The organism is Duganella sp. GW822-FHT06D06, assembly GCF_058799615.1.
Genome location: NZ_JBXALQ010000010.1, coordinates 98,053 through 114,894, shown reverse-complemented (window position 1 = coordinate 114,894; position 16,842 = coordinate 98,053). Strand labels below are relative to the sequence as shown.

Here is a 16,842-nt window from a genome sequence, read left to right as displayed (position 1 = left end):
TCGCTTCGACCTGCATCAAGAAGCGGCGGCGCGCGATGTGGGATCGTCTTGCGACCATGTCCAACGATACCTACCTGATTGAAGACGCCACCGACCGCATCGGCGACAGCGCCCTGCTGCAGCGCTGGCGCGAACTGCTGGCCGAGAGCGAAAGTCACGATCGTGTGTATCAGAGCCCGGAGTTCTTCGGCTATCTGCTCGGCACGGCGAAGCGGCACGCGCCGCCGCGGCTGTTCACGGTGCTGGAACGCGCCAGCCGAACCGTGGTCGGCGTGGTGCCGCTGGTGCTGCGGCGCCACAACTTTGACTTCACCGCGGGCCGCCTGCGCTTCGGCTCGCTGCGGGTGGAAAGCGTGGCCCTTCTTGGCAGCGCGCCGTTGATGCCTGTGCGGCCCGGGCTGTTAGATTTGCTGTTTGAGTTTCTGCTGGAGCATTTTCCAGGCTGCCATGCCATCTCGTTGACGTCATTGCCGGCTGACAGCATGCTGTGGCGATGCATAAACGCCGATATCGGCGGCGTACGTGGCTATCGCAAGCATTTGCTCAACAACTGGCGCGACTGCCATCAAATTCCCTTGCCCACGACCTTTGAAGCATTCATGGCGCAATTCGGATCCAAACGACGCTACAACCTCAAACGGCAGCAACGGCAGTTGCGCGACCACGGTGGCGGGCAGTTGGATTTGCATCGGATTGAACGTCCGGAGCAATTGGCGTCCATGCTGGCGGCGCTGGCCAGCTTGATCACACCAGAGCATCGCGCGCAGCTATGGACAGAGGAGGAAATGCAGGGGCTGGCGCAACACGGAATGCTGCTGTGCTACCAGATCGACTGCGGCGGCCGCCCCTGCGCGTTGATACTCGGCTTGCGATCAAGCGACACGCTACACCTGTTCAACATCTTTCACGACAACGCGCTCGATCATCTGTCGGTGGGAACCACGATACTGCACATGGCCGTCGAGGACCTGTGCCACCATCGCTTCGTCCGCATCGACCTCGGCTACGGCACCCCCGCCCACAGCTACCAATCGAGCAACGTCACTGTGCAACGCGCGCATGTGCTGCTGATGCGGCCGAGCATACGAAACCGGGCGGCCTGCTGGCTGCATCACCGCTTTAGCTCGGCCGTCGCGTGGGCACGGCGCCGCATCAAGTAGCGCTTCCCAGATCGGCCCTTGTCTTGCCGGCCCAATACTCATGTACCACTCCCGATGGCCGAATGTGTGCGGTTTGCTGACTGCCAAGCAGGAGTTTCGCGACGCGCGATTCCCTTATGGCAACACATGTGATCTAATGGTATCTCTCTAAATGCTCGCTGCCCCGCCGGCCGAAACATGACAGACATGCCAAGCACGACTGCGACCGGACAATTGTCGAAACGACGTACCCTATGCACTGCCTTGTTGATCCAGGCCCTGGCGCTGGCCGGCTGCGGCGACGGTAGTTACGCGTCCCCCGCGTTGCCGGCCGCGCCGCCGACCGTCGTCACGGCCCTGGTCTGGGCGCCGGACTGGCCGCAGGAAATGCACCACATCGCCGCCGCCTTCACGCGCGCCCATCCCGACATCCAGGTCAACGTCCAGTTCATGATCGGCAACTCGGTCGAGGAAAACCTGAAACCCCGGGTCGCCTCGAACCAGCTGCCGGATCTGATTTCGGTAAATCCCAATGCCTACGCCGCCGGCCTCGCCGCCCAAGGCCTGCTGGCCGACGTCAGCGGCACGGCGGCGTGGCGCAATATGCTGGACCTGCTCAAGCCCGACTGGACCACCGCCAACGGCCAGCACTTCGGCATCGCCAGCGGCGTCGCGGCCACGCTGATCTACTACAACAAAGCCATGTTCCGGCAAGCGGGCATCCACCGGCTGCCGACCAACTTCGACGAGTTCCTGGCCGCCTGCGCGCTGCTCAAGAAAGCCGGCCTGACGCCGCTGATCCTCGACGGCGGCTTCCCCAACATGCTGGGCAACGGACCGTTCAGCCACGGCTTTGCCAACAATGTCGCGGCGGGCAAGCCGGACTGGCGCCGGCAACTGGCCAGCGGCCAGCTGGACCTCGACACCGCCGATACCGCCGACATCTTCGCCAAGATCAAGTTGCTGGCCGCGCGCGGCTACGTGCAGCGCGGCTATATGAACACCTCCTACGACCAGGGCATACGCCTGTTCGCGGAAGGCAAGGCGGCCATGGCCTTCGAAGGCAGTTGGGCCGCCGGTCGCCTGCTGGGCGGCAAGACGGTCGATGCCGGCGTGTTCATTCCGCCATGGAACGCGCCCGGCAAGACCGTGGTGCCGGTGATCGGCAGCGAGACCGGCATCGCCGTCTGCAATACGCGCAACCGCGCGGCGGCCATGCAGTTGCTGGAGTTTATGGCCAACGCCGGCTATCCGATCCAGCAAAATGCCCGCCGCAATATCTCGTCGATGAAGCGCGTCGACGGCCAACTGCTGACCGATCCGCAACTGGACGCCTATATGCGGCAAGTGAGCCGTCACGCCAATGCGGTGCCGCCCTACTACGCCTTCCTGCCGGCCAACAGCATCGAGACCTTGCACCCCTTGCTGCAGGACGTCTTGTCCGGCAAGATCACGCCGCGCCAGGCCGCCCACCAACTGGATGCCTCGGTGCGCAGCGAGTCCGCAGCGGGCCGCAAGGACTGAGCCATGCTGTCGCGACGCTACCAACCCGCCGGCCTGCTGCGCCAGATCGCCATCCGCCACCGCCTGTTCGCCGCCCTGATCCTGATCTCGCTGCTGCCGCTGCTGGTGACCGGCTATATTTCCTGGGCCGAATCGAGCAAGGCGATCCAGCAAAAGAGCCGCCTGTTCGCCACCGAGATCGTCAAGCAGGTCGCCAAGAACCTGCAATTGCGCATGGCCGACATCGAGGCCGGCAGCGAAGCGCTGGTGTTGTCGGACCCGGTGCAAGCGGCGCTGGCGCGCTACGCCGGCGACCGCCCGGCCGAGCAGGGCCGCGCGCGCGCCGACCTGACCCGCATCCTGCTGGCCAACTATGGCTCGTTCCAGGACTTCGACCAGAAGTACTTCCTGACGCCGGACCACCAGGTACTCGACCCGCAGGTGTTCGCCCAGCTCGGCCAGGGCGTCGGCGACTTCAGCCGCGCCGCCGCATCGCGCAAAGGGCGTCCCTACTGGGGCACGCTGGATTTGTGGGACGGCCAGCAAAGCATCGCCATGGCGCGCCAGATCTACTTCAAGAGCGACAACCAGCTGGCGGGCAGCTTGTTCCTCGGCATGCGCTCGACCCGCTTCTCCACCATTTTCGACAACGTCAACCTCGGCGCCGGCAGCGAGATCTTCATCCTCGACCTGCGCGCCGGTCGCCGCCTGATCCAGAGCAACGAAGGCGCCGGCAGTACGGTCGCGCCGGCGTTGCTGAAACAGATCGCCGCAGCCAGCCAGAACGGCGAAACCACCGGCCACCTGGCCTACAGCGCGATCGCGGCTGGCGCCACGCGGGCGTCCGGCTACCTGGCGGTGTACACGCCGGTACCGCGCACCAACTGGTACGTGGTTAGCACGCTGCCGAACGACTTGCTGCTGGCCGAGGCCCAGACGGTGCGCGACGACATCGTGCTGATCGGCGTGATCTCCTTTCTTTGCGCGCTGCTGATGGGCTTTGGCATTGCCCGCAGCATCTCCTCGCCGCTGGAGAAGCTGGCCGGCATCATGCGCGAAACCAAGCCGGGCAACTACGCGCTGCGCATGCATGACGAAGGCAAGGACGAGATCGCGCTGTTGGCGCAAAAGTTCAACGAGATGGCGGCCAACATCGCCCAGTCGCACGAACAGCTGGAGCAGCGCGTGGCCGAACGCACGCGCGACCTGGAGCAGGCCAACTTCAAGCTGTCGGCGCTGAGCATGACAGACGGCCTGACCGGCATCGCTAACCGCCGCCGCTTCGACGAAGTACTGGCCGCGGAACTATCGGCCACGCTGCAACGCGCCGCCCAGCCGCTGGCGCTCCTGATGATCGATGTCGACTACTTCAAAGCCTACAACGACCACTACGGCCACCAGGCGGGCGACGCCTGCCTGTGCCAGGTGACGACGATGCTGGCCAACCACGCGCGCCGCGCCAGCGACCTGGCGGCCCGCTACGGTGGCGAGGAATTCGTCATGCTGGCGGCCGACACCGATGAGCCCACGGCGCTGGCCCTGGCCGAATCGATACGCGCCACGCTGGAACAGATGCAACTGCCGCATGAACGCTCGCCGATCGGCCATATCGCCGTCAGCATCGGCGTGGCGGTATTGCCACCCGGATCCGCATCTAGCGCCGAGGCCTTTATCCGCGCGGCCGACCAGGCCCTGTACCTGGCCAAGAAACAGGGCCGCAACCAGGTGGTGCTGGACCGGCGGTAGGAGTTTTTTATAATATTTGAAACCTTTTTCTTGTTGTCGGGAATATACGGTTGGCTGGCCTCGAGCGAGCCCCCTCCAACCCTATCTGGACCACTAACATGAAAAAACTGCTACTGAAGGCCATCACCATCGCCGCCATCGCCGCTGCCGCCAACGCCCACGCCGTGACCGACCCGGCCGGCGACTTCCTCGCGGGCTACACCGGCAGCCACGGCGGCGCGTTCGACGTGCTGTCGGCCGATGTCGGCTACAACGCCGCCACCAACGAATTCGTGTTCCGCACCACCGCCGCCGGCCCGATCGCCGGCGTGGCCGGCGCCGCCTATGTGTTCGGACTGGATGCGGGCGGCTCGACCAACGCGCCGTTTACCTCGGTCGGACTGCCGGGCGTAACCTTCAACTCGGTCGTGACGCTGCGCGCCGACGGCACCGGCAACGCCGGCGCCAACGTCTTGAGCACCCACATCGTCGGCAATGAGATCTACTCCACCGTATCGGCCGCGCTGCTGCCGTCCAAGGGCTTTGCCTTCAAGGACTACACCTGGACCGTATGGTCGATCGACACCCGCGTTTCCGGCCTGGGCCGCCTGGCCGACTTCGCGCCGGACGCCAACATCAAGGTCAGCGCCGTGCCGGAGCCGGCCACCTACGGCATGCTGGCCGCCGGCCTGGGCCTGCTGGGCATGGTTGCCCGCCGCCGCGCGCGCGCCGCCGGCGCCGATATGGCCGCCGGAGTATAGATGCTATCGGCGCGGCCCAGTCACAGCCGCGCCGGCGTCACGTAGGATGCGCTTTCAATCAGGAGACTCCTATGGATAACGCTCAAACGTCCGAACCGCGCTTCAACGCCGAACAACTGGCGGTGCTGGAACCGATACAAAACTATTTCCGGGGCCATGCCCAGGATAACGCCGACTTCATGCGCAAGGCCTTCCTGCCGAGCGCGCACATCGAATCGATGCGCGAAGGCGTGTTCACGTCGTGGCCGCTGGAGCTGTATTGCGAACGTTTCAAGGGCACGCCGGCCGCCGACGAGGCGCAACGCCGCCGCACCGCCGACTGGATCGAAGTGCACGGCAACGCCGCCTGCGCCCGCATCACGCTGGTGCACGGCGCCACGACCTTCGTCGATTACTTCGTGCTGCTCAAGACGGAGCAAGGCTGGAAGATCGCCAACAAGGCCTTCCACGGCCAAGCCACCTGAAGCACGTCAACTGACGGCGGGGCCTGGCATCGGCATCGGCCACGCGATCTCGAACATCGAGCCGCCCATGTCGCCGCGCCGGTAGGCGGCGACGCCGCCGTGTGCCTCGGCAATCGCGCGCACCACCGCCAGGCCCAGCCCGCTGCCGCCCACCGCGCCGGCGCGCGCATGATCGCCCCGGTGGAAGGCCAGGAACAGCTTGCCTTCCAGTTCCTCATCGATGCCGGGACCGGCATCTTCCACCTGCAGCAGATACAGCGCGCCCAGCACCCGCGTGCGGATGCGGATCACGCCGGGGTCGGCATAGCGTCCCGCGTTGTCCAGCAGGGCCAGCAGGATCTGCCGCATGCGCGCGGCGTCGCAGCAGATGCGCCCTTCCGCCAGGTCCAGCGCCAGCTGGTAGCCGGCCGCCTCCATCTGCGGCGCCAGCAGATGCACAACGTCGCGGATGGCGCCGGCAAGGTCGCAATCGGCCAGTTCCAGCTTCAGGTGGCCGCTGTCGAACATGCTCAACATGCGCAAGTCGTCGATCAGGCGCGACAGGCCTTCCACCTGGTGCAGCAAGCCGCGGAACTGTTTTTCGTCCGGCTGGAACACGCCCTCGGCCAAGCCTTGCAAGCGGCCGCGCAGTATCGTCACCGGCGTGCGCAGCTCGTGCGCGATGGCGGCGTTCCAGGTGACCATCTCGCGCTCCATGCGCTGCAGGCGTTCCGCCATGGCGTTGAAGTCGTCGACCAGCAAGGCGGTCTCGCCCAGCGAACGGTCGCCCGCCACCGCGCGCGCGGCCAGGTCGCCATGCGCGACGCGGCGCACGCTGTCGGCCACCGAATTCAACGGCGCCAGGATGCGCCTGGCCAAACGCGCCGACGCCCAGATCGCGAACACCAGCGCGACCATCGTGACGGATGCCATCCAGATCCATTCGGTGCTGGTGGGGATCATGTCGGAGGGGCCGGAGAGCAGCTCCGGGTTGTACTCGATCACCAGCGCGTAGAACACGTAGGAGCCCAGCAGGACGACCAGGGTCATCCCCAGCGACACGGCCAGCATCGCCAGCGTGATCTGCCGGTTCAGGCCGGGGCCGCGCATCATTCCGCATCCTCCAGCCGGTAGCCGACGCCGCGCAGGCTGGTCAGCACGCCGGTCAGGCCGCTGTCTTCCAGCTTCTTGCGCAGCTTGCTGACGTGGCTATCCACCGTGCGCTCCAGCGCGTTGCCTTCGGGCAGACAGGCAAGCAGCAGCTCGGCCCGCGTGAACACCCGCTTGGGTGCGCGCGCCATGTGGGTCAGCAGGCGGAACTCGGTCAGCGTCAGGTTCAGCGGCGTGCGCTGGCCGTTCACCTCGGCGCTGGCCTGATAGGTTTCAAGGTCGATCTCCAGCGGCCCGCAACGCAGCACGCCGGCGACCGGTCCGACGTTGCGCGCGGCGGCGCGGCGCAGCACGGCGCCCACGCGCGCGGCCACTTCGGCCGGGTTGAAGGGCTTGACCACGTAATCGTCGGCGCCGATGCGCAGGCCCATCAGCTTGTCGATATCCTGGTCGTGCGCGGTCAGCATGATCACCGGCGTGTCGCCGCGCTGGCGCAGTTCGGACAGCACCTTCCAGCCATCGACGCGCGGCATCTGCACGTCCAGCAGCACCAGGTCGGGCTTCAGCGACAAATGCAGGTCGAGCGCGATGCGGCCGTCGGCCGCGTGCACGGTGCGCAGGCCGTCGCGCGCCAGGTAGGCTTGCAGGATTTGGGCAATTTCGGCTTCGTCCTCGGCGATCAACACCAACGGGGTTCCGGGAGAACTAGACATGAATAAATTGAAAAAAAGTAACGATCTCCATCATATCTCCATATTTCCTCAATAGATAGGTCACGTTGGGCGTTTAAAGTTGCTAGTCCTGCATTCCCTCACGGAGGGAAAACACTTTGGACGACTAGCTATGCACATCACGAAGATTTCACTCAAGGCCTTGCCGGCGCTGCTGTCCGGGCTGACCCTGTTGACCCTGGCCGCCTGCCGCCAAGCGCCGCCCGACGAGGCGCCGCCGGCGCCGAAAGTCTCCACGCTGACCGTCGCCGCCGGCCCGGTGGAACTGGCCGAGGACCTGCCCGGCCGCGTCACCGCCTTCCGCACGGCGGAGATCCGGCCCCAGGTGGGCGGCATCGTCCAGCGCCGCCTGTTCGAGCAAGGCGCCGAAGTGAAGGCCGGCGCGCCGCTGTTCCAGATCCACACCGCACCCTTCCAGGCCGACGCCGACACCGCCGCCGCCGCGCTGCAACGCGCCGAAGCGGCGCTGGTGCGCGCCAGGATCCAGGCCGAGCGCATCCGCCCGCTGGTGCAGGCCGACGCCATCAGCCAGCAAACCTATGACGACGCCGTATCGCAGCGCGACCAGGCCCAGGCCGAAGTGGCGCAGGCCAAGGCCACGCTGGCGCGCCGCCGCCTCGATCTCGGCTACGCGACCGTCACGGCACCGATCTCCGGCCGCATCGGCGAGGAGCTGGTGACCGAAGGCGCACTGGTGGCGCAAACCGACGCCACGCCGATGGCCCGCGTCCAGCAGATCGACCAGGTGTACGTGGATGTACGCCAGCCGGCCTCCATGCTGCGCACGCTGCGCGGCGACGCCGCCCATCCGCCCAAGGCCACCATCCTGGACGGCAGCGGCAATAACTACGGCCTGGACGCGCGCATCCTGTTCTCCGGCATCAACGTCGATACCGGCACCGGCGACATGGTGTTGCGCATCCTGGTCGACAACCGCGACCGCCAACTGCTGCCCGGCATGTTCGTGCGCGCCCGCATCGCGCGCATGGCCGACGCCGACGGCATCCTGGTGCCGCAGCAAGCCGTGCTGCACGCCGGCGCCAGCCGCGTCTGGGTGGTAGGGGCGGGCAACAAGGCCGTGCTGCGCGACGTCAAGCTGGGCGGCATGGTCGGCCACAACTACCTCATCACCCAGGGGCTGAAGGCCGGCGAGAAAATCGCGGTCGAAGGCCTGGACCGCATCCGGCCCGACACCAAACTGGAGCTCACGCCGTGGCAACGCGAAGCTGCCAGCACCGCCGTCGCCGCCATGGCCGGCGCGCCGGCGCAGCGCTAATACTGCAAGGAACAAGTCATGCCTCAATTTTTCATCGACCGCCCTGTTTTTGGCTGGGTGATCGCCATCTTCATCGTCCTGTTCGGACTGATCGCCATCCCGCAATTGCCGGTTGAGCGCTATCCGTCGGTGGCGCCGCCCAGCGTCAGCATCAGCGCCAGCTATCCCGGCGCCACGCCGCAGACCATGAACGACGCGGTGGTCAGCCTGATCGAACGCGAACTCTCCAGCGTCAAGAACCTGCTGTACTTCGAATCGTCGGCCGACACTTCCGGTTCGGCGCAGATCACCGCCACCTTCAAGCCTGGCACCAATCCGGAGCTGGCCCAGGTGGACGTGCAAAACCGCCTCAAGTCGGTCGAGCCGCGCCTGCCGCAGGCGGTGCGCCAGAACGGCCTGTCGGTCGAATCGGCCGGTTCCGGCTTCCTGATGATCGTCGGCCTGAGCGCCAGCAACGGCAAGTACGACGAGATCGACCTGAGCGACTACATGGCGCGCAACGTGGTCGAGGAACTGCGCCGCATTCCCGGCGTCGGCCGGGTGCAGCTGTTCGGCGCCGAGAAAGCCATGCGCATCTGGGTCGATCCCAACAAGCTGGTTTCCTACAAGCTGACCATGGGCGACCTGAGCACGGCCGTGGCCCAGCAGAACGCCCAGATCGCACCGGGCCGCATCGGCGATACGCCCACCCTGCCCGGCCAGCGCGTGTCGATCCCGCTGACCGTGCAAGGCCAGTTGCAAACGCCGGAACAGTTCGCCGCCATCGTGCTGCGCGCCAATCTGGACGGCTCCAAGGTCGTCATGAGCGACGTCGCCCGCGTCGAGCTGGGCGCGCAGAACTACGCCAGCGCCACGCGCGAGAACGGCCGCGCCGCCACCGGCGCCGCCGTGCAGCTGTCGCCCGGCGCCAACGCGGTCAAGACGGCGCAGGCCGTGCGCGAGCGCATGCATGAACTGAGCAAGACCCTGCCGGCCGGCATCAGCTACTCGGTGCCGTTCGATACCGCGCCGTTCGTCAAGATCTCCATCGAGAAAGTGGTGCATACGCTGCTCGAAGCGATGCTGCTGGTGTTCCTGGTCATGTACCTGTTCCTGCAAAAGATACGCTACACGCTGATCCCGGCCATCGTCGCGCCGATCGCGCTGCTGGGCACCTTTGCCATCATGCTGTTGCTGGGGTTCTCGGTCAACGTGCTGACCATGTTCGGCATGGTGCTGGCGATCGGCATCATCGTCGACGACGCCATCGTGGTGGTCGAGAACGTCGAGCGCCTGATGGCCACCGAAGGCTTGTCGCCCAAGGCCGCCACCTCGAAGGCGATGCGCGAGATCACCGGCGCCGTCATCGGCATCACGCTGGTGCTGACGGCGGTGTTCATCCCGATGGCGCTGGCCAGCGGCTCGGTGGGCGCCATCTATCGCCAGTTCACGCTGTCGATGGCGGTCTCGATCCTGTTCTCCGCCTTCCTGGCGCTGACGCTGACGCCGGCCCTGTGCGCCACCCTGCTCAAGCCGGTCGATCCGCTGCATCAGGAGAAGACCGGCTTCTTCGGCTGGTTCAACCGCAAGTTCGACCGCATGAACAGCCGCTATGAAAGCGGCGTGGCGCGCATCGTCAAGCGCTCCGGGCGCGTGATGCTGGTGTTCGCCGTGCTGGTCGGCCTGCTGGCCTTCGGCTTCCGGCTGCTGCCGGCGTCCTTCCTGCCGGAAGAGGACCAGGGCTATTTCATCACCTCGATCCAGCTGCCGTCCGACGCCAGCACCGAACGCACGCTCGACATCGTCAAGAAATTCGAGGATCACCTGGTGACGCGCAACGGCATCAGCAACAACCAGTCGATACTCGGTTGGAGCTTCACCGGCAGCGGACCGAACGCGGCCATCGCCTTCACCATGCTGAAGGACTGGGACCAGCGCAACGGCGCCACCGTGCAGCAGGAGGTGGAACTGGCGCAGGCCGCCATGTCGCAGACCAACGAGGGCCAGGTGATGAGCGTGATGCCGCCGGCCATCGACGATCTCGGCAACTCGTCCGGCTTCTCGCTGCGCCTGCAGGACCGCGCCAACCAGGGCGCCGCCGCGCTGAAGGCAGCGCAGCACCAGCTGCTGGAACTGGCCTCGCGCAGCAAGCTGGTCGAGGGCGTCTATCCCGAAGGCTTGCCGGATGGCGCCAGCATCCAGCTCGACGTCGACCGCCAGAAGGCGGAAGCATTGGGCGTGGCCTTCACCAGCATCAGCGAAACGCTGTCGGCCGCGATGGGCTCGCAGTACGTGAACGACTTCCCCAACCACGGCCGCATGCAGCAGGTGATCATCCAGGCCGACGCCGGCGCCCGCATGCAGCTGGACGACGTGCTGCGTCTGCACGTGCGCAATGCGGCCGGCGGCATGGTGCGCCTGAGCGAAGTGGTCACGCCGCAGTGGCGCGACACGCCGCTGCAAATGGTGCGCTACCAGGGCTATCCGGCGGCCAGCATCAGCGGCAGCGCCGCGCCCGGCGCGTCCAGCGGCGAGGCGATGGCTGAGATGGAGCGCCTGGCCAAACAGCTGCCGCCCGGTTACGCGCTTGAATGGACCGCCAGCTCGCTGCAGGAGAAGCAGTCCGCCGCGCAGGCGCCGATGCTGATGGCGCTGTCGATGCTGGTGGTGTTCCTGGTGCTGGCGGCGCTGTACGAGAGCTGGTCGATACCGCTGTCGGTGATGCTGGTGGTCCCGCTGGGCCTGCTCGGCTGCGTGGCCGCCGTGCTGATACGCGGCTTGCCGAACGACGTGTTCTTCAAGGTCGGCATGATCACCGTGATCGGCCTGTCCGCCAAGAACGCGATCCTGATCATCGAGTTCGCCAAGCAGATGCACCAGGACGGCAAAGGCCTGATGGAATCGGCCATCGAAGCGGCGCGCCTGCGCTTGCGCCCCATCCTGATGACGTCGCTGGCCTTCGCGCTGGGTGTGCTGCCGCTGATGCTGGCCGGCGGCGCCAGCTCGGAGACCCAGCACGCGATCGGCACCGGCGTGTTCGGCGGCATGGTCACCGCGACCATCCTGGCGATCTTCTTCGTGCCGGTGTTTTATGTGTTTGTACTAGGTCTCGTTGAACGGTTCGGCGCCAGGCGCCAGCCGGAAGCGGGCATCGCAGAGAAGGAAGCGGCATGAGTAAATCCCACATCCCGGCCGCGCTGGCCCTGGCGCTGCTGCTGGGCGGCTGTTCGCTGACGCCGGTTTTAGAAACACCCGCAGCGCCGGTGCCCGCCAGTTTTGGCGCTGCCGCCGGCGCCGGCGCCAGCGGCGCCGATCTTGGCTGGCGATCGATGTTCGGCGATCCGCGCCTGCAAGCCCTGATCGACCTGGCGCTGAAGAACAACCGCGACCTGCGCCTGGCCCTGCTCAACGTGCAGTCCGTGCGCGCCCAGTTCGACCTCCAGGACAGCGCCCGCCTGCCGACGGTGAACGCCAACGCCGGCCTGGTCAAGCAGCGCAGCGCCGCCAACGGCGCGGCCGCCGCCTCGGTGGACAGCCAGAAGTCGGCCGGGATCGGCATCAGCGCGTTCGAGCTGGACTTGTTCGGCCGCGTGGCCGCGCTGTCCGAGGCGGCGTTCGCGCGCTATGTCGCCAGCGACGAGAGCCGGCGTGCCGCGCAGATCGCGCTGGTCGGCGCGGTGGCGGACGCCTACTTCGCCCAGCGCCTGGCCGAGGAACAGCTGCAACTGACCGAGCGCACGCTGGCCGACTGGCAGCGCTCGCTGGAACTGGCCCAGCAGCTGAAGGCCGCCCGCCAGCGCAGCGGCCTCGACGTCGCCGAAGCGGAAGGCCAGGTCGCCAGCGCGCAGGCGGACCGCGAAGCGCGCCTGCGCGCCGTGGCGCAGGCCGGCAATGCGCTGGACCTGCTGACCGGCGTCCACGCGCCGGCCGCTCTGCCGGGCGGCGTCGCGCTGGACCGGCAGCCGGTGCTGGTGCAATTGCCGGCCGGCCTGCCATCCGAGCTGTTGACCCGCCGTCCCGACATCCGCCAGGCCGAACAGGGACTGGTGGCCGCCAACGCCGACATCGGCGCGGCCAAGGCCGCGTTCTTCCCGCAGATCTCGCTGACGGCCAGCCTCGGCTTTGCAAGCCCGTCGCTGTCCGGCATGTTCGGCAGCGGCCAGCGGACCTGGTCGTTCGCGCCGCAGATCACGCAGCCGCTGTTTAACCACGGCAAGCTGCGCTCGGAACTGCGGCTGGCCGAGTTGCGCAAGTCCGCCGCCGTGCTGGAGTACGAAAAAGCCGTGCAGACCGGCTTCCGCGAAGTGGCGGATGGACTGGCCGGGCGCGCCACCTACGGCCGCCAGATCGAAGCGCAGACCCGCGTGGTCGGCAGCGCCGAGCGGCGCCTGGTCTTGTCCCGGCTGCGCTACGACGCCGGCCAGGACAGCCGCCTGGAGCTGCTGGACGCGCAGCGGCTGCTGTATGCCAGCCAGCAAACCCTGCTGGAACTGCGGCGCAACGAGTTCGGCAACGCCGTGGCGCTGTACAAGGCGCTGGGCGGCGGCCTGCGCGGCGAGTAGCAGCACTGGCGCAATGAGGTGATTTTGATTCAGATCATATATTTTTCGGGGGACGCTTGTTAGGCTGGACTTTTCACTTGTCCTGGAGAACGTCATGTCCTACAAAACCATACTCGTCCACGTCGACAGCTCGGCCCACGCCCCGGAACGCATCGCTTTGGCCGCGCGCCTGGCAGGCCAGCAGGAAGCGCATCTGATCGGCGCGGCCACCACCGGCGTCTCGGGCGAGTTCTACCGCAACAGCGCCATGATGTATGGCGGCATGGTGCCGCAAGAACAGCTCGATGAAATGATCAGCACCGCCGAACAGGCGCTGGTGCGCTTCGAAGCCCAGGCCCGCGCGGCCGAGGTACGCTACGAACGCCGCATCAGCGATGACGACGCCACGGACGGCCTGGTGCTCCAGGCGCGCTATGCCGACCTGGTGGTGCTCAGCCAATGCGAGCCGGGCGAAGAAGGGGTGCTGATGGGCCCCGGCCTGGCGGCCTATCTGGCGCTGCACGGCAGCCGGCCGGTGCTGGTGGTGCCGTATGCCGGCACCTATCCGCACATCGACCGCCATGCGCTGGTGGCCTGGGACGGCAGCCGCTCCGCCACCCGCGCCGTCACCGACGCGCTGCCGCTGCTGCGCCGCAGCGCCCGCGTCACACTGGTGGTGTTCGATGCCGAGCATCAGTACGGCGTGCATGGCGCCGAACCTGGCACCGATATCGCGCTGTTCCTGGCGCGCCACGGCGTCGAGGTTGAAGTCTTGCAGCAGCCGAAACCGCATGCCATGAACATCGGGGAAGCGCTGTTGTCGCTGTCGGCCGATCTGGGCGCCGACCTGCTGGTGATGGGCGCCTACGGCCACCAGCGCTGGCGCGAAACCGTGCTGGGCGGCGTCACCCGCACGCTGCTGGAATCGATGACGCTGCCCGTGCTGATGTCGCATTGAGGAGCGGCCATGAGCTATAAAACCATCGCCGTGCATTGCGACCAGTCGCCGCATGCGGTTGGCCGCTACGCGCTGGCCGCCAAGGTCGCGCTGGCCACCGGCGCCCACCTGACCGGGGTCGCGCTGACCGGCATCTCGCGCTATGCGGAATGGAACGACAGTCTGGGCGCCTGGCCGCTGCCGCCGCATGTGCTGGACCATCTGCGCCACCAGGCCGCCGCCGCCCTGGCCAACTTCGAACGCAATGTGGCCGCTGCCGGCGTGAAGCTGTGGTCCAGCAGCCTGTACGAGGACGACGCCGAAAGCGGCCTGCTGCTGCATGCCCGCTATGCCGATCTGCTGGTGCTGAGCCAGACCGACCCTGACGACGTCCAGTTCGGCGTCGGCCGTCCGCTGCCGCCGGAACTGCTGCTGCAAAGCGGCCGCCCGCTGCTGCTGGCGCCGACCGAGGCCAGGGCCGCCGGTACGCAGGCGGCGTTCCGCCATCCGCTGCTGGCCTGGGATGGCAGCGCGCAAGCGGCGCGCGCCTTCAGCGACGCCCTGCCCTTGCTGCACCTGGCCGAACGCATCACATTGTTGGTGCTCAACGCGGACCGCGACCCGGCCCGCCATGGCACCGAAGCGGGCGCCGACATGGCGCTATTCCTGGCGCGTCACGGCGTGCAGGTGGACGTGATGCGCGAGTTTACGACGGTGGAGATCGGTTCGGCCCTGCTATGCGCCGCGGCCGAACGGGGTTGCGACCTGTTGGTGATGGGCGGCTACGGCCACCACCGCCTGCATGAAACCCTGCTGGGCGGCGCCACCCGCAGCATATTGCGCGAGATGACGCTGCCGGTGCTGATCTCGCACTGAGACCAGCCCTGCCTCAATGCTGTAGCACGAAGTTGCCTGGCGCCGGACCCAACACCCGGCCCAGGCCCATCGCCGGCGGCGCCACGCGCTCCCGGCTGGCATGGCGCACCAGCCATTGCTGCCAATGCGGCCACCAGGAACCGTCGGTGCGCTCGGCGCTGTTCAACCACTCGTCCGGACTGCTGTAGCCCGCCGCCTGCGCCTGGGTGCTGGCGGGATGACTGCGGTAGCTGCGGTTGACGTGGCCGGGCTCGGAAACGATGCCGGCGTTGTGGCCGCCGGACGCCAGCACGAAGTCGATGGGCGCGCCGCTCAGCAGGTGGATCTTGTACACCGAACGCCACGGCGACACGTGATCGCGCTCGGTGCCGACCACAAACATCGGCGTGCGGATGTCGGACAAGGCGACCGGCTTGCCCTGCGCCGTATAGCGGCCCTCGGCCAGGTCGTTGCGCAGGAACAGTCCGTGCAAATATTCGCTGTGCATGCGGAACGGCAGCCGCGTGCTGTCGGCGTTCCAGGACATCAAGTCGTTCGGCGCGCTGCGCTCGCCCATCAGGTACTCGCGCATCATGCGCGACCATACCAGGTCGCGCGCATGCAGCAGCTGGAAGGATGCGGCCATCTGGTCGCCGTCCAGGTAGCCCTGGTCCCACATCAGCGCGTCCAGGAATGCCAGTTCGCTATCGTCGATGAACAGGCCCAGTTCGCCGGGCTCGCTGAAATCGGTCTGCGCCGCCAGCAGCGAGATGGAGGCCAGCTTGCCGCACTTGCCGCGGTCGCCCGAATCGATGGCGGCGGCGGCGATCGCCAGCAAGGTGCCGCCCAGGCAATAGCCCACCGCGTGCACCGGCGCGCCGCCGCCCAACTGGTCGGCCTGCTCCAGCGCGGCGAACACGCCGTGCTCCAGGTAATCGTCCATGCCCATGTTGCGGTCGTGCTGGTCGGGATTGCGCCACGACAGCATCAACACCGTGTGGCCCTGCTGCACCAGGTAGCGCACCAGCGAATTGTGCGGCGACAGGTCGAGGATGTAGTACTTCATGATCCACGACGGCACGATCAGCACCGGTTCGCGGTACACCTTTTCGGTCTGCGGCGAGTACTGGATCAGCTCGATCAATTCGTTGCTGTAGATGACCTGGCCCGGCGTCACCGCCACATCCTGCCCCGGCACATAGCTGGGGCCGGTCGGCTCCGGCACCGCCATGTCGGGCGGCGCCAGGCGGCGGCACAGGTCGCGGCGCCAGTTGAGCGCGCCGTCGATCAGGCTGCGCCCGCCGCTGGCCGCCGCCGCCCGCAGCACCTCCGGATTGGTCCACAGGTAGTTCGACGGCGAGTACATGTCCAGCAGCTGGCGGGCGGTGAAGGCCACCACGTCCGCATGGTGCGGCGACACCCCGCGCACACCACTGGTGGCCTGGCCCCAAAACTGTTCGGCTTGTTTAAAGCTGTTCACGTACTGCGAAAACGGCCACTGATGCCAGGCGGCGTTATCAAAGCGCTTGTCGTCGCTGGCAAGCGGCTTGGCCATCGCGGCCCACGCTCCCAGACATTGCGCCGCCAGCTCGCTGCGCTTGCCCGGCGACACCGCCAGGTGCTGCCACCAGTCCTGGAACGCCAGCGACATCGCGATCGGCGACACGCCGCCGGTCATCCGCGCCATCTGGCTTTGCAAGTACAGGTCGAGCGAATTGCCGGGTGCCTTGGATTCCGGCGCCGGCGCGGGCGTCGCTACGCCCGGAACAACTTTCAACTGTGCAGTCTTCACATGCCCTCCTGATTTGACGATGCACCGATTATGGTTGGGGGGCGTCCCGG

13 protein-coding genes are annotated in these 16,842 nt (G+C 67.0%); 10 read left to right on the top strand and 3 right to left on the bottom strand.

What is annotated here, in order from left to right; genetic code table 11:
- The first annotated feature begins 56 nt into the window (after nt 1–56).
- The 5 genes from AC1RMD_RS19200 to AC1RMD_RS19180 all read left to right on the top strand — a co-directional run bounded on the left by AC1RMD_RS19200 (nt 57) and on the right by AC1RMD_RS19180 (nt 5,592).
- Complete coding sequence (locus AC1RMD_RS19200; protein ID WP_492928351.1) at nt 57–1,160, top strand: GNAT family N-acetyltransferase; 1,104 nt, start codon at nt 57–59, stop codon at nt 1,158–1,160.
- Between the two features lie 243 nt (nt 1,161–1,403).
- Nucleotides 1,404–2,663: an ABC transporter substrate-binding protein gene (locus AC1RMD_RS19195; RefSeq protein ID WP_492928349.1), complete on the top strand. Its 1,260-nt coding sequence runs from the start codon at nt 1,404–1,406 to the stop codon at nt 2,661–2,663.
- Between the two features lie 3 nt (nt 2,664–2,666).
- On the top strand, nt 2,667–4,388 hold the full coding sequence (locus AC1RMD_RS19190; RefSeq protein ID WP_492928348.1) for a diguanylate cyclase domain-containing protein: 1,722 nt from the start codon (nt 2,667–2,669) through the stop codon (nt 4,386–4,388).
- Between the two features lie 98 nt (nt 4,389–4,486).
- Complete coding sequence (locus AC1RMD_RS19185; protein WP_492928346.1) at nt 4,487–5,128, top strand: PEP-CTERM sorting domain-containing protein; 642 nt, start codon at nt 4,487–4,489, stop codon at nt 5,126–5,128.
- A gap of 71 nt (nt 5,129–5,199) precedes the next feature.
- A complete protein-coding gene (locus tag AC1RMD_RS19180) occupies nt 5,200–5,592 on the top strand; it encodes a nuclear transport factor 2 family protein (protein ID WP_492928345.1) in 393 nt (130 codons plus the stop codon).
- A 6-nt stretch (nt 5,593–5,598) separates the two neighbouring features.
- Here AC1RMD_RS19180 and AC1RMD_RS19175 read toward each other — a convergent pair whose 3' ends face one another.
- Nucleotides 5,599–6,681, bottom strand: coding sequence for an ATP-binding protein (locus AC1RMD_RS19175; RefSeq protein WP_492928521.1), 1,083 nt, complete (start codon nt 6,679–6,681; stop codon nt 5,599–5,601).
- Nucleotides 6,681–7,394, bottom strand: coding sequence for a response regulator (locus AC1RMD_RS19170; protein WP_492928343.1), 714 nt, complete (start codon nt 7,392–7,394; stop codon nt 6,681–6,683). Before AC1RMD_RS19170 ends, AC1RMD_RS19175 begins: the two co-directional genes overlap by 1 nt.
- Nucleotides 7,395–7,524: 130 nt before the next feature.
- Between AC1RMD_RS19170 and AC1RMD_RS19165 the strand changes: the two genes are divergently transcribed.
- The 5 genes from AC1RMD_RS19165 (at nt 7,525) to AC1RMD_RS19145 (ending at nt 15,021) form a co-directional block, all read left to right on the top strand.
- Nucleotides 7,525–8,688: an efflux RND transporter periplasmic adaptor subunit gene (locus AC1RMD_RS19165; RefSeq protein ID WP_492928341.1), complete on the top strand. Its 1,164-nt coding sequence runs from the start codon at nt 7,525–7,527 to the stop codon at nt 8,686–8,688.
- An 18-nt stretch (nt 8,689–8,706) separates the two neighbouring features.
- Nucleotides 8,707–11,841 (top strand): multidrug efflux RND transporter permease subunit, encoded by a 3,135-nt coding sequence (locus AC1RMD_RS19160; RefSeq protein WP_492928338.1) that lies wholly within the window; start codon nt 8,707–8,709, stop codon nt 11,839–11,841.
- Nucleotides 11,838–13,229: an efflux transporter outer membrane subunit gene (locus AC1RMD_RS19155; RefSeq protein ID WP_492928337.1), complete on the top strand. Its 1,392-nt coding sequence runs from the start codon at nt 11,838–11,840 to the stop codon at nt 13,227–13,229. Before AC1RMD_RS19160 ends, AC1RMD_RS19155 begins: the two co-directional genes overlap by 4 nt.
- A gap of 94 nt (nt 13,230–13,323) precedes the next feature.
- Nucleotides 13,324–14,166 (top strand): universal stress protein, encoded by an 843-nt coding sequence (locus AC1RMD_RS19150; RefSeq protein WP_492928335.1) that lies wholly within the window; start codon nt 13,324–13,326, stop codon nt 14,164–14,166.
- A gap of 9 nt (nt 14,167–14,175) precedes the next feature.
- Entirely contained in the window at nt 14,176–15,021 is an 846-nt protein-coding gene (locus AC1RMD_RS19145) for a universal stress protein (protein ID WP_492928334.1), read from the top strand.
- Between the two features lie 13 nt (nt 15,022–15,034).
- Here the strand turns inward: AC1RMD_RS19145 and AC1RMD_RS19140 are convergent, their stop codons facing one another.
- Nucleotides 15,035–16,792 carry a PHA/PHB synthase family protein gene (locus tag AC1RMD_RS19140; protein WP_492928332.1) on the bottom strand — a complete coding sequence of 586 codons (1,758 nt, stop codon included), beginning with the start codon at nt 16,790–16,792 and terminating at the stop codon, nt 15,035–15,037.
- Between the last annotated feature and the right edge of the window lie 50 nt (nt 16,793–16,842).

Excerpts from the sequence above, each read along its gene's own strand:
- AC1RMD_RS19165 (WP_492928341.1), top strand. The coding sequence starts at position 7,525 with ATGCACATCACGAAGATTTCACTCAAGGCCTTGCCGGCGCTGCTGTCC.
- AC1RMD_RS19200 (WP_492928351.1), top strand. The coding sequence starts at position 57 with ATGTCCAACGATACCTACCTGATTGAAGACGCCACCGACCGCATCGGC.
- AC1RMD_RS19155 (WP_492928337.1), top strand. The coding sequence starts at position 11,838 with ATGAGTAAATCCCACATCCCGGCCGCGCTGGCCCTGGCGCTGCTGCTG.
- AC1RMD_RS19180 (WP_492928345.1), top strand. The coding sequence starts at position 5,200 with ATGGATAACGCTCAAACGTCCGAACCGCGCTTCAACGCCGAACAACTG.
- AC1RMD_RS19190 (WP_492928348.1), top strand. The coding sequence starts at position 2,667 with ATGCTGTCGCGACGCTACCAACCCGCCGGCCTGCTGCGCCAGATCGCC.
- AC1RMD_RS19170 (WP_492928343.1), bottom strand. The coding sequence starts at position 7,394 with ATGTCTAGTTCTCCCGGAACCCCGTTGGTGTTGATCGCCGAGGACGAA.
- AC1RMD_RS19160 (WP_492928338.1), top strand. The coding sequence starts at position 8,707 with ATGCCTCAATTTTTCATCGACCGCCCTGTTTTTGGCTGGGTGATCGCC.
- AC1RMD_RS19145 (WP_492928334.1), top strand. The coding sequence starts at position 14,176 with ATGAGCTATAAAACCATCGCCGTGCATTGCGACCAGTCGCCGCATGCG.
- AC1RMD_RS19175 (WP_492928521.1), bottom strand. The coding sequence starts at position 6,681 with ATGCGCGGCCCCGGCCTGAACCGGCAGATCACGCTGGCGATGCTGGCC.
- AC1RMD_RS19150 (WP_492928335.1), top strand. The coding sequence starts at position 13,324 with ATGTCCTACAAAACCATACTCGTCCACGTCGACAGCTCGGCCCACGCC.
- AC1RMD_RS19185 (WP_492928346.1), top strand. The coding sequence starts at position 4,487 with ATGAAAAAACTGCTACTGAAGGCCATCACCATCGCCGCCATCGCCGCT.